Annotated in this window: 12 protein-coding genes; 5 read left to right on the top strand and 7 right to left on the bottom strand. The window is 55.9% G+C overall.

The features are described 5' to 3' along the window. Positions 1-419 precede the first annotated feature (419 nt). From yohP to HX778_RS12300, 3 genes are all read right to left on the bottom strand, one after another. Positions 420-503 carry a small membrane protein YohP gene (gene yohP / locus HX778_RS12310; RefSeq protein ID WP_008456306.1) on the bottom strand — a complete coding sequence of 28 codons (84 nt, stop codon included), beginning with the start codon at positions 501-503 and terminating at the stop codon, positions 420-422. A 114-nt stretch (positions 504-617) separates the two neighbouring features. Further along, positions 618-1,355 (bottom strand): bifunctional 2-polyprenyl-6-hydroxyphenol methylase/3-demethylubiquinol 3-O-methyltransferase UbiG, encoded by a 738-nt coding sequence (locus HX778_RS12305; RefSeq protein WP_176982156.1) that lies wholly within the window; start codon positions 1,353-1,355, stop codon positions 618-620. 91 nt (positions 1,356-1,446) lie between these two features. Next, a complete protein-coding gene (locus tag HX778_RS12300; RefSeq protein ID WP_176982155.1) occupies positions 1,447-1,914 on the bottom strand; it encodes a nuclear transport factor 2 family protein in 468 nt (155 codons plus the stop codon). Between the two features lie 107 nt (positions 1,915-2,021). Between HX778_RS12300 and HX778_RS12295 the strand changes: the two genes are divergently transcribed. Continuing rightward, positions 2,022-2,588, top strand: a complete 567-nt coding sequence (locus HX778_RS12295) for a TetR/AcrR family transcriptional regulator (RefSeq protein WP_176982154.1) — start codon at positions 2,022-2,024, stop codon at positions 2,586-2,588. Here the strand turns inward: HX778_RS12295 and HX778_RS12290 are convergent. Further along, the gene (locus HX778_RS12290) at positions 2,585-3,148 is read right to left on the bottom strand and encodes a DedA family protein (protein ID WP_038474390.1); all 564 of its coding nucleotides are present in this window, start codon (positions 3,146-3,148) and stop codon (positions 2,585-2,587) included. The genes HX778_RS12295 and HX778_RS12290 overlap by 4 nt on opposite strands. Before the next feature lie 287 nt (positions 3,149-3,435). Here HX778_RS12290 and HX778_RS12285 point away from each other — a divergent pair, with 287 nt between their 5' ends. Together HX778_RS12285 and pbpG are read left to right on the top strand one after the other, a co-directional pair. After that, complete coding sequence (locus HX778_RS12285; protein ID WP_176982153.1) at positions 3,436-4,023, top strand: Yip1 family protein; 588 nt, start codon at positions 3,436-3,438, stop codon at positions 4,021-4,023. 161 nt (positions 4,024-4,184) lie between these two features. Continuing rightward, the gene (gene pbpG / locus HX778_RS12280; RefSeq protein WP_038474386.1) at positions 4,185-5,126 is read left to right on the top strand and encodes a D-alanyl-D-alanine endopeptidase; all 942 of its coding nucleotides are present in this window, start codon (positions 4,185-4,187) and stop codon (positions 5,124-5,126) included. Here pbpG and HX778_RS12275 read toward each other — a convergent pair whose 3' ends face one another. Together HX778_RS12275 and dld are read right to left on the bottom strand one after the other, a co-directional pair. Beyond that, the gene (locus tag HX778_RS12275; protein ID WP_176982152.1) at positions 5,127-5,681 is read right to left on the bottom strand and encodes a GNAT family N-acetyltransferase; all 555 of its coding nucleotides are present in this window, start codon (positions 5,679-5,681) and stop codon (positions 5,127-5,129) included. It lies immediately after the preceding gene. 114 nt (positions 5,682-5,795) lie between these two features. Continuing rightward, positions 5,796-7,529 (bottom strand): D-lactate dehydrogenase, encoded by a 1,734-nt coding sequence (dld, locus tag HX778_RS12270; protein ID WP_176982151.1) that lies wholly within the window; start codon positions 7,527-7,529, stop codon positions 5,796-5,798. A gap of 176 nt (positions 7,530-7,705) precedes the next feature. Here dld and bglX point away from each other — a divergent pair, with 176 nt between their 5' ends. Continuing rightward, on the top strand, positions 7,706-10,003 hold the full coding sequence (gene bglX / locus HX778_RS12265) for a beta-glucosidase BglX (protein WP_176982150.1): 2,298 nt from the start codon (positions 7,706-7,708) through the stop codon (positions 10,001-10,003). 54 nt (positions 10,004-10,057) lie between these two features. Here bglX and folC read toward each other — a convergent pair whose 3' ends face one another. Beyond that, a complete protein-coding gene (gene folC, locus HX778_RS12260) occupies positions 10,058-11,311 on the bottom strand; it encodes a bifunctional tetrahydrofolate synthase/dihydrofolate synthase (RefSeq protein ID WP_176982157.1) in 1,254 nt (417 codons plus the stop codon). Between the two features lie 244 nt (positions 11,312-11,555). On the opposite strand from folC, the gene HX778_RS12255 reads away from it, so the two are divergent. After that, positions 11,556-12,131, top strand: coding sequence for a YceI family protein (locus tag HX778_RS12255; RefSeq protein WP_176982149.1), 576 nt, complete (start codon positions 11,556-11,558; stop codon positions 12,129-12,131). The last annotated feature ends 248 nt before the right edge of the window (positions 12,132-12,379 follow it).

The following is a 12,379-nucleotide window of genomic DNA, read 5'->3' as shown; positions in this document are numbered from 1 at the left end:
GAAAGGGCGTGGCTGTGGGTCTTGAAGCGACTGTGACGTTCAGTGTAGCTGCGGATTTGAAGCGAGGCTCGGTTCCGGCTTAAATCGCCTCCGTTTTCTCTCCGACTGGCCAGGGTCCGGACGTCGGGAACGGCCGGAGGCTGAGAGCGTCGGGAACGCATCTCAGCCGACCCAGGACTGGGAGATAAAACGGAGGTCTGCCGCTTTAGCGGTCGATTTATTTGGCCGGGAGTCCGGGGTCTCGGGGGAATGACGGTGATTCTCCCGAGACGTTCACCGGTTCGGTGGCTGCATATAAAACAGGACTGGAAGTGAACGGAAGTTGAGCCGATCCTTCATAGGCTGTATTTGTGACTAAGGGGCAACTCGCTGAGAGAAGGGATGCAGCAAAGGCGCCACAAACCGTGGCGCCCGCGCTTTTAAAAGATCATTTTGAATACGCCGGTCACCACCAGCAGCCCAATGAGGAAGATGATCAGAATGGCCCATAAAATAATTTTCATTAGCGCTCCTTACCTTTTTGTTTGGTCTTTATGAGTATAGGCAAGGATACGAAGACGGGGGGAGTTGCCTCCCCGTAAACGGAATAATGAAGAAAAAAGCGGTGTTGCTGCGGACTAGCGCTGAGGTTTACCGGCCGCGAGCAGGAAGATCATTGGCCGTTCGGCCTCTTCTGCCAGGGCGGGATTAAGGGCTATTTGCTCGGCTTCCGGGCCCCATTCGTCCAGTTTTTCAAGTACAAAGCCGCTCTCAATCAGGGCATTTATCCAGCTGGCCAGTTTGCGATGCTGTTTTTTAACGCCTTCGGCAAACCAGTTGCTGATGCGTACGCCTTCCTGCTGATAATGATTTACCGGCCAGCTGCGCTGCCCCGCCTGATCCTTAAGCCAGGCCTGCTCCAGCGGCGCGGTATAGATCGGGTGTTCGGCGGTAAAGACTAGCTTGCCGCCCGGCACCAGCGCCTGGTAAAGCGTGGTGAACAGCGGGCGAATATCCTCCAGATAGTGGAGCGCCAGCGAGCTGTAGGCTAAATCGAGGCTGTCCGCCGGAAGCTGTAGCGTGGCAAGATCTTCCTGCCGGTACTCAATGCCCGCCCCTTCGGTCATTTCACGGGCTTTCGCCAGCATGAGGGAGGAAACATCCAGCCCGACCGTTTTTGCTGCACCGGCATCACGCGCGTAGCGGCAGAACCAGCCGTAGCCGCAGCCCAAATCCAGCACCTGTTTGCCCGCCAGCGGCGGCAGCATAGCCTGAACTTTTGCCCACTCAGGCGCGCCATCCAGACCCTTCATTGAGCGGTCCAGCGTGGCATAACCGGCAAAAAATGCCGGATCGTCATAGATATTTTGCGTCATAAATCCTCTGCATTAATGAGGCCATCATTGGCCAGCAGGAATTTTAGACGCTACGCCGCCGGAAAGAAAACCGGCTCCGGCGGCAAAACAGTTAAAAACCGAAATGGCTCAGCTCAGGATGATCGTCCGGGCGGCGGCCCAGCGGCCAGAAGAAGGCGCGTTCGCTCTCTTTGATCGGCGTGTCGTTGATGCAGGCGTGGCGGTTAGTCATCAGGCCCTGCTCGTCAAATTCCCAGTTCTCGTTGCCAAAGCTGCGGAACCAGTTGCCGGAGTCGTCATGCCATTCATAGGCGAAGCGCACCGCGATACGGTTGCCGTCGTGCGCCCAGATCTCTTTGATCAGCCGGTAGTCCAGCTCACGCTGCCACTTGCGCGTTAAAAAGCCCACCACCGCCTCGCGGCCATCAACAAATTCTGCACGGTTGCGCCAGTGGGTATTCAGGGCGTAAACCTGCGAGACGCGCTCAGGGTCGCGGCTGTTCCAGGCATCTTCCGCCAGGCGAACTTTTTGTTTTGCCGTCTCAAGCGTAAACGGCGGAACCGGGGGTTTTACTGTCATGGTTTTGCTCCTGTGAATATGTAGACAGATCTGTCTACATGTCTAAGCTAGCCTGGGTAGACAGATTTGTCTACATGCGTCATGATAGATTTTTAACAGGAGAGATCATGCCTACTGCGACCCCCGGCGCGCGCGACCGTATTTTGCAAACCGCGCACGATTTGTTTTACCGCGACGGCATTCGCGCCACCGGTATCGACCGAATCATCAAAGAAGCCAGCGTCACCAAAGTGACCTTCTACCGGCATTTTCCGGCAAAAGATGACCTGATCCGGGCTTTTCTGGATTATCGGCATCAGCGCTGGATGGCGTGGTTTAGCCGCACGCTGGAAGCACAAACTGGCGAAGGGAAAGGGCTGGCTGAGGCGTTAGCGGCCACTTTGCAGAACTGGTTTGAGGACGAGGCGTTTCGCGGCTGCGCGTTTATCAACTCGGCGGTAGAAATGGCTGAGGCGCTGCCGGAAACGCTGCCGATAGCCCGCGCCCACAAGCAGGCGATGGTGCAATACCTGGCTGACTATTTGCCCGATAGCGCAGGCGGCAGGCAGCAGGCAGCAATGTTGGCGTTGGTGATTGACGGGGCGATAGTCAAAGCCCAGCGCGACGGCAGCGGCCAGGAAGCTCTAATGCTGCTACGGGCGTGGCTTGCATTGCTGCCCGCGGCGGAAGATTAATCGTCTTTTTGCCGGTGCTTAAACCACAGCCGGACGCCCACAACCAGCACCACCGCCACAATAAGCCAAATCCAGTGGCGCAGATGAGTATCCAGGCTGTGCAGCCACGGGCCGACCACTTCGCCGCCGAGGTAGCCGAGCGTCGTAAATAGCGTGGCCCAGAGGATGGCGCCGCAGATATTCAGCGGGATAAACAGCTTTGGCGGCAGCTTGCTGGCGCCGATGATAATCGGCCCGACGATGCGAAAGCCGTACATAAAGCGGCTACCTATTACGAACAGATAAGGGTGGCGGTTGATCAGCGCCTGCGCTTTGGCAATTTTCTTGTGATGTTTTTTAAAGCGTGCCAGCAGGGCGCTGCCAAAATGCCTGCCCACCAGAAACAGAACCTGATCGCCAATCATGCCGCCCAGCGCGACGGACGCCACCACCAGAGGGAACGTCAGGAGCCCCTGATGCGCGGCCACGCCGCCTAGCAGGGTAATGGTTTCACCTTCCGCCATGCTGCCGATAATCAGCGCGGCATAGCCATACTGTTCTATTAAGCCATTGATATCCATTAAGCAGGACTCTCCTCCATGTATACCCGTCATACTTCAAGTTGCAGGTGCGTTGGCTGCTCCCGCTCACCTCAGTCACATAGTTAGCTATGCTCCTGAGGATTCCCGGCCTTGCCGTCTTCCTGCAACTCGAATTATTTAGGGTATGAAATTTTCCCTCAAGCATACAACTCATCGCCGCCTGTCTGCACAGAATCAGAGATATTTTTTGGCTGGTTAAATAATAACCTGAAGGTGAATTATACTTGGTGTATCGCAAGCATTTGCGCCGCAGGTCCGGAGGTTGTATGAGCCATGTCTGGGGATTGTTTTCCCATCCTAATCGGGAAATGCAGGAAATCAGGCGCGAGAACGAGTCCGTCTCGCATCACTACACACACCATGTGCTGTTGATGGCGGCCATTCCCGTCATCTGCGCGTTTATCGGCACCACGCAAATCGGCTGGAATTTCGGGGACGGCACCTACGTTCAGCTCTCTATGTTTACCGGCTTGTATCTGGGTATTCTCTTCTATGCCCTGATGCTTGTCGGTGTCGCGGTAATGGGCCGGGTTATGTGGTGGATGGCGCGTAACTACCCGCAGCGTCCGTCGCTTGCCCGCTGTATGGTCTTTGCCGGCTATGTCGCTACGCCGCTGTTCTTAAGCGGGATAGTGGCGCTTTATCCGCTGGTCTGGCTTTGCGTAGCGGTAGGCGCCGTCGCGCTGGTTTACACCGGCTATCTGCTCTACGTCGGCGTGCCGGACTTCCTTGGCATCGACAAAGAAGAGGGGATGAGTTTTTCCAGTTCAACCCTGGCGATTGGCGTGCTGGTGCTGGAAGTGCTGCTGGCCGTCGCGGTTATCCTGTGGGGTTACGGCTATCGCCTGTTCTGACGGGGCGAATTATCGGAAAGTTTTGATATAACGTTACGATTCTTAACTGGCAGTAAAGCGGGGCGCCGGAGTATGATTCCGGCGCCCCGCATGTTTATATTATTCAGATGAATGCCTGCGGTGAGCCTATACTTTTCCGGAATCATTACAGAAGTGTCACCATGCCGACAAAAATCCGTTTATCGTTGTTCAGCCTTGCGCTGATGATGACTGTGCCTTTTGCCCCGCAGGCAGAAGCCAGCAAGGTCGCCACCCACGCGGCCAGCGCCGGCCAGGAGATAGCCTCCGGCAGCGCCATGATTGTCGATTTGCAAACCAATAAAATTCTTTATTCCAGCCATCCGGATCTGGTTCGCCCCATCGCCTCTATCACCAAGCTGATGACCGCGATGGTGGTGCTGGACGCCCATCTGCCGATGGATGAAATGCTGAAAGTGGACATCAGCCATACGCCGGAAATGAAGGGTATTTACTCCCGCGTTCGCCTGAACAGCGAAATCAGCCGCAGAAACATGATGCTGCTGGCGCTGATGTCCTCGGAAAACCGCGCGGCGGCGAGCCTGGCTCACCACTACCCTGGCGGCTACGAGGCGTTTATCCGCGCGATGAATGCTAAGGCGAAGTCGCTGGGAATGACCCATACCCGCTACGTCGAGCCAACCGGCCTGTCGATTGAGAACGTCTCCACCGCGAACGATCTGACCAAACTGCTGGTGGCGACGCAGAAATACCCTCTGCTGGGTCAGCTCAGCACCACGCATGAGGATATGGCAACCTTCCGCAACCCGGCCTATACCCTGCCGTTTCGCAACACCAACCATCTGGTGTACCGCGAAAACTGGAATATCCAGCTCACCAAAACCGGCTTCACCAACAACGCGGGCCACTGCCTGGTGATGCGCACCGTGATTAACGGTCGCCCGGTCGCGCTGGTGGTGCTGGATGCCTTCGGGAAATACACCCACTTCGCCGACGCTAACCGCCTGCGCAACTGGATGGAAACCGGCAAAGTGACTCCTGTTCCGGCGGCGGCATTAAGCTATAAGCGCTCTAAAGCGGCGCAAATAGCGAACAACACCGCGGCAGGATCGGAAGAAGAGTAATCAGTCCGGCAGCGTCCCGTCTCCACCGTTGAGGGGGCGCTGCATCATTAAAGTATCCCGCCAGTCACCCAGCTTAAACCCCACGCTACGCAGCCGCCCGACGGTTTCAAACCCGTGCTGGCTATGTAATTTGCACGAGCCCGTATTGTTATCCCCGTCGCCAATCACCGCGATCATCTGCCGCCACGGCCCCTTTTCGCACAGGGTAATGAGCTCGCTCAGCAGGGCTTTGCCGATGCCGCGCCCGGTCATGCTGGCGTCGATATAGACCGAATCTTCTATCGTGTAGCGATAGCCGGGGCGAGGGCGGTAAACCGTGGCGTAGCAGTAGCCCACGATTTGCTCGTCAATCATCGCGACCAGCCACGGCAGGCCGTGAGCGCGAACCGCCGCCAGGCGCCCGGTCATCTGCTGTTCGTCAGGTGGGGTCTCTTCAAACGATCCTTTGCCGTTCAGCACGTGCCAGGCATAAATCGTTTTAATGGCAGGAATATCGTCGGGCGTTGCTTCCCTGATGTGGACTGAAGGGAAAGGCAACGTTTCTACTGCGGACATCTTTCACTCCTTAGGCAGAAAAAAGGGTGAAGATAGTCTTCACCCCGCTTCATTAATCTATGCCCAAAACAGCGTGAAACATAGATTGCCCGTCATAGGAGAAACTTATCTCCGTCAGCCGTGCTCCTGAGCGCCGTCGTCTTCGGCCCAGCCTTTACGCCGGGTCGTTTTACCAATCCCAGGGTTCATGCTGTTGGTCGGGTCGTTGGCCTTGTAGAACTGCTTCAGCGTGTCCGGCGCTTTGTAGAGATGGCCGACGTTATGCTCAGCCGGGTACTGCGCGCCGCGTTCATGCAGCAGTGCCAGCATCTGTTCTTTCAGCTCATGCACATCCACGCCTTTTTTGACAATGTAATCCTGGTGGAAAACATGGCACATAAAGTGGCCGTAATAGAGGCGATGGATAAGCTTATCGCCGATTTCCGGCGGCAGCTCTTCGAACCAGTCGCCGTCGTTGCGGCGCAGGGCGATATCCAGCGCCAGAATGTCTTCTACCTCATCCGCATGCACGGCGTGATAGCGAATCGCGGCTCCGGCGGCGGCAAAGCGGTGCAGGAAGGCTTTGCTGCCTTCTTCTGCGGTGCAGACGAAGAAATCACCCTCGGCGGTTTTAAAGTACTCGCTCAGCCAGGCTTTGGCCTCGTCGATGCCATCTCCGGCCATTTTCAGCAACAGATGGTGAGGATATTTATCGCGCCAGGTTTTCATCCGCTCCGGGAGGTGAGCCGGAAAAACGCCGCCGAGCTTCTGCATAAAGCGGTCGGTAAAGTGCGGCTTAAACAGCGGCACCTTGTCCAGCATCGCGTCGGTGCGCCCCTTCATGGTGAAGAAGAACGGCATTTTGTCGGTGCCGAGCTTGTCGATCATCAGGAACGTATCTTTGCCGTATTTTTCAGCGATGTCGTAAATGTCGCGGTGCATGTACTCCCCGGCGACCGGCAGGTTTTCGAAGTTGGCCAGAACATGGCGACGAATTTCGGTCAGTACATTCGGCTGGTTTGTGCCGATGTAAAACACCTGCTGGCGCTTTTCCGCCGGGAAGGTGTCGAGGCGTACCGCAAAGACAGCCAGCTTGCCCGCGCAGCCGGAAGATTCAAACAGGCGATCCGGGTCAGCGTTGTAGCGCGCAGGCGTGTCGGCCTCAACATCGCGCACTCGGGTCACGTAATCGTGATCGTGCGCGTGACGGCCGTCGTGCTGCACGTCGCTGTCTTTCACGCGTTCGTCGTCCAGCGTGCTGAGAATTTGCTCCGGCGTGGTGCCCAGGTTAATGCCCAGATGGTTCACCAACTGTAGCTTGCCGCTTTCATCAATGCGGGCGAAAAGCGACATCTCGGTATAGGCCGGGCCGCGCTGCACCAGCGAACCGCCGGAGTTATTACAAATACCGCCGACAACCGACGCGCCAATACAGGAGGAGCCGATCACCGAATGCGGTTCGCGGCCCAGCGGTTTAAGCGCTTTTTCCAGCGAGTAAAGCGTGGTGCCGGGGTAGGCCAGTACCTGCTCGCCTTTATCCAGCAGGTGCAGCTTGTCGAGACGCAGCGTACTGATGATCACGATATCGCGATCGTAGTCGCTGCCGCTTGGCGTCGAGCCTTCGGTCAGGCCGGTATTGGCGGCCTGCATAATAATGATTTTATCGGCGGCGACGCAGGCGCTTAACACGCGCCACAGCTCCAGCAGGGAGCCGGGGAACACTACCGCCAGCGCTTCCCCCTGGCCGGAACGAAAGCCCTTACGGTAGCGGGCCGTTTTGGCCGGATCGGTTAAAACATGGTGCGAGCCAACGTGGCGAGAGAGTTCGTTTATCAGCGTTTTATTATCGGAATTCATCAAAACAGACATGGGTCCACTCCTTGTGGTGGCATCAAAAAGCCTGTCGTTAAGCATAGCGCCGAAAAACGTGAGCGTAACGAGGAAATCTCCGCGAAATCAGCAGCCAGGCTTTGCTACGCTCTTCTTACCGTGGTGGCGATGTGGCAAACTGCACGCCTTAACAAACGCTTGTGAGAGTGAATCCGATGAAATGGCTCTGTTCTGTAGGGGTTGCCGTAAGCCTGGCGCTGCAGCCTGCGCTGGCCGACGAAATGTTTGGCCCGCACCCTTTAACGCCGGAAGCGCGTGATGCCTTCGTCACCGACCTGCTGAAAAAAATGACCACCGACGAAAAAATCGGTCAGCTACGTTTAATCAGCGTCGGCCCGGATAACCCGAAAGAAGCTATCCGCGAGATGATCAAAGACAGCCAGGTGGGGGCTATTTTCAACACCGTTACCCGCCAGGACATCCGCGCCATGCAGGACCAGGTGATGCAGCTCAGCCGCCTGAAAATTCCTCTCTTCTTCGCCTACGATGTGGTGCACGGTCAGCGCACCGTGTTCCCGATCAGCCTCGGCCTGGCGTCCTCGTTTAACCTCGATGCGGTGAAAACCGTGGGGCGTATTTCTGCCTATGAAGCGGCGGATGACGGCCTGAACATGACCTGGGCACCGATGGTCGACGTCTCGCGCGATCCGCGCTGGGGCCGCGTCTCCGAAGGGTTTGGCGAAGACACTTACCTGACCTCGATTATGGGGCGCACCATGGTTGAAGCGATGCAGGGCAAAAGCCCGGCGGACCGCTACTCGGTGATGACCAGCGTGAAGCACTTCGCGGCCTATGGCGCGGTGGAGGGCGGAAAAGAGTACAACACCGTCGACATGAGCCCGCAGCGCCTGTTTAACGACTACATGCCGCCATATAAAGCCGCGCTGGACGCGGGCAGCGGCGGCGTGATGGTGGCATTGAACTCTTTGAACGGTACGCCGGCCTCAGCAGACAGCTGGTTGCTTAAAGATTTGCTGCGCGACGAATGGAAGTTCAAGGGTATTACCATCTCCGATCACGGCGCGATTAAAGAGCTTATCAAACACGGCGTGGCCAGCGATCCGAAAGACGCGGTGCGCATTGCGCTCAACTCCGGCATCAACATGAGCATGAGCGACGAGTACTACAGCAAATATCTGCCAGAGCTGGTGAAAAGCGGCGCGGTGCCGATGAAAGAGCTGGATGACGCCACCCGCCACGTGCTGAACGTGAAATACGACATGGGGCTGTTTAACGATCCGTACAGTCACCTTGGGCCAAAAGATTCTGACCCGGCAGACACCAACGCCGAAAGCCGCCTGCACCGCAAAGAAGCGCGAGAAGTGGCGCGCGAAAGCATGGTACTGCTGAAAAACCGCCTGCAAACGCTGCCGCTGAAAAAGACTTCCACCATTGCGGTGATTGGCCCGCTGGCGGACAGCAAACGTGATGCCATGGGCAGCTGGTCTGCCGCAGGCGTGGCCGCGCAGTCCGTCACCCCGCTGGAAGGCATCAAAAATGCCGTAGGTCCGCAGGGCAAAGTGGTGTTTGCCAAAGGCGCGAACGTCACCGATGAAAAAGACATCGTCGAGTTCCTGAACCAGTATGAGCCTGCGGTCACCGTTGACCCGCGCACGCCGAAAGCGATGATCGATGAAGCGGTGAATACGGCGAAAAACGCCGATGTAGTGGTCGCCGTGGTCGGTGAAGCCCAGGGCATGGCGCATGAGGCGTCCAGCCGCACCAACCTGACGCTGCCGCAGAGCCAGCGTGACCTGATTACCGCGCTGAAGGCCACCGGCAAACCGCTGGTGCTGGTGCTGATGAACGGCCGTCCTCTGGCGCTGGTGAAAGAAGATCAGCAGGCGGATGCCCTGCTGGAAGCCTGGTACGGCGGCACCGAAGGCGGGAACGCAATTGCCGACGTTCTGTTCGGTGACTATAACCCGTCCGGCAAGCTGCCAATGTCCTTCCCGCGCTCGGTCGGGCAAATTCCGACATACTACAGCCACCTGAATACCGGCCGTCCGTACAACCCGGAAAAACCAAACAAATACACCTCACGCTACTTTGATGAAGCGAACGGGCCGCTGTATCCGTTTGGCTACGGGCTGAGCTACACCACCTTTAAAGTGGGCGACGTGAAGCTTTCCGCGCCGACCATGCAGCGCGACGGCAAAGTCGAGGCCTCGGTCACCGTCACCAATACCGGCGGGCGTGAAGGGGAAACCGTGGTGCAGATGTACCTGCAGGACGTGACCACTTCCATGAGCCGCCCGGTGAAAGAGCTGAAAGGCTTTAAGAAAGTGGCGCTGAAAGCGGGTGAAAGCCAGACCGTCAGCTTCCCAATCGACATCAACGCCCTGAAGTTCTGGAACGCGAAGATGAAGTACGACGCGGAGCCGGGCAAATTCAACGTGTTTATCGGCCTCGATTCCGCCCGCGTGCAGCAGGGCGAATTTGAGCTGAAATAAGCGGGTTATATTTAAAATTAGCCACCTCACTCGGGGTGGCTTTTTTACCTCGGTCTAATTCAGTTCGTTCAGCACGGGTGCAACAGAATAAAACGATCCACAAACGACAATCACATCGTCCGCACTGGCATCACGTTTGGCTGCATCCCAGCCGGATAAAATATCCGGGAAATTTTTTGCCGCAGGTAAATACTGCGCAATATCTTCCGCCCGAGAGCTCCTTGGGCCCGCCTGAATGCCACAGCAATACCATTCCTTGGACAGATCCTTTAAATAATCGACGGTGCCTTTGATGTCTTTATTAATAAGCATGCCGATAACAAAACGGTATTTTCCTTTTTTGGGGTAGTTACGCAATCTTTCCGCTAAATACGCCGCAGCGTGAGGATTATGCGCCACATCTAAAATCACGGTGGGTTTGTGGTCAATTACCTGAAAGCGACCGGGTAAGTTGGCTTTATGAATAACATCATGCAGCGCAGCCAGCTCAAATTTAAGCCCGCTGATACGCAGCGCGGCTATTGCGGTAGCCACGTTATCGCGTGGCATTTTCGGCTGCCTTAACGGGGTGATTTCGCCGAGCTTGTCGCTAAACGTCCATCCATCGCCGCCCTCTGTGATATGCCAGTCCACGCCATTTTGATGGGGGATAGCGCCAATCTGCTGCGCATAGCGGAGCAAGGCCTCCGGGGCCTGTTGTTGCCCAATCACCGCCGGATGTCCGCTGCGGAAGATACCTGCTTTGATCTCGCCGATGGCCTCGGTGCCTTTGCCCAACCAGTCTTCGTGGTCCAGCGCCACGTTGGTGATGACGGAGACATCCGGGGTAAGAATGTTGGTCGCATCGTCCCGGCCCCCCATGCCAACCTCAATAATCGCCACGTCTGCCTGAGCCCATTTAATCAGGCAGAATGCGCCCAGCGTATTGAATTCGAAAGGGGTTAGCGTAGTGGCCTGACGTGCTTTTTCAATTTCAACAAAAGCAGCAATGTGGGCCGCATCCGACAGCTCCTGGCCTTGAATGCGTACCGTCTCTTTATAATGAATCATATGGGGTGAACTGAATACGCCCACTTTGTACCCTGACTGCATCAGGACTTTCTCGAGGGTGTGGCAGGTGGTGCCTTTGCCGTTGGTTCCGCCGACTAAAAAGACAAAAGGCGCGGGCTTTAACACATCGAGTTTTGCTGCTACGTCTTTGATTCTGTCTAATCCCATATCAATCACCTGCGAATGAAGGCTGTCGATATAAGCCAGCCAGCGGGGTAAGTCAGAGGTGAGATCGGGTATGTCTGGGCTTTTGCTCATCATGTATTCCCTGGTTAAACATCATTGCTATCTGGATAAGGCATTTTCCGGGTAATAAATGTAATTAAGTGTATTGTTTTTGGTTTAATTATTTTTGTGTGGTTATTGGAAAATTAGACGTCTAAAGCCGCGGGTTTTTCTCATTTTTACTGTTGTTCGCTTAAATAAAAAATCAGGAAAATAAAAATGAATAAAAGGCTGTCGTGAAACGTTAGCGGGTTATGTTCGCCAACGGAAAAACACCATGCTGCGCATTTTTCTGAAAATAACCCTCGGCCTGTTGGTCAGCCCCTTAGCGTATGCGATGCCGGAAAATTACAGCGTCATCACGCCTCAAACCGCCATTGCGCTCTCATGGCATGCCTTCGGTAGCACATCGCAGGCGCATCTCGACGGGGTTACCGGCTTACTTTTACTGGATGAGGGAAATGACGTGCATGACAGCATCAGCGTGCGCATCCCGGCCGCTACGCTCCAGGCATCCAATAGCTTACTCACTTATCAATTACAGGGCGGGTTATTCTTCGATACGGCACATTACCCCTCGCTCTCCTTTACAAGCAGCAGAGTCGTGGCCGAAGGGCTGGGGCATTACCGGATTTTTGGCCTGCTGCAGGTAAAAAATGTCCGGCGCGCGGTGGTTCTTGAGGCCAACATGGACGGCGATCCCGCCGCTGCGGCAGAGAAAAGCTTCATCTCGTTACGCGCGAGAACGGTGATTTCACGCGCGGCCTTTAACATGGATAAATTTGAGGCCGTGGTGGATGACAGTATTGCGATTGAGATTAAAATCCGGGCAAGGAGTAGCCAGGCTGGCTAACGTAACTTGATGTTACATTGGGTTTTACTGCTTTGTGCTTTGAGGTGGCTCGTGTCCCTATTTTAAACCTGTCAATTTTCCGTTCACCCGTACATTTGTTTCCCCTGCACGCTCGGAACACGGTGAACGTGTCAGGTGGCATTACGCCATGCCCCCTAACAACCCCCGGCGCCCGGCAAGCTCATCGCCGCTAAAGCGGTAAACCCACCGGCCATCACCCAAACATTCGGGGTCATAACCGGGGGCGA

The sequence above is a fragment of the Cedecea sp. P7760 genome (assembly GCF_013386425.1).
Taxonomy (GTDB): Bacteria; Pseudomonadota; Gammaproteobacteria; order Enterobacterales; family Enterobacteriaceae; genus Cedecea; species Cedecea selenatireducens.
This window is presented reverse-complemented; position numbering and strand designations above follow the sequence as displayed.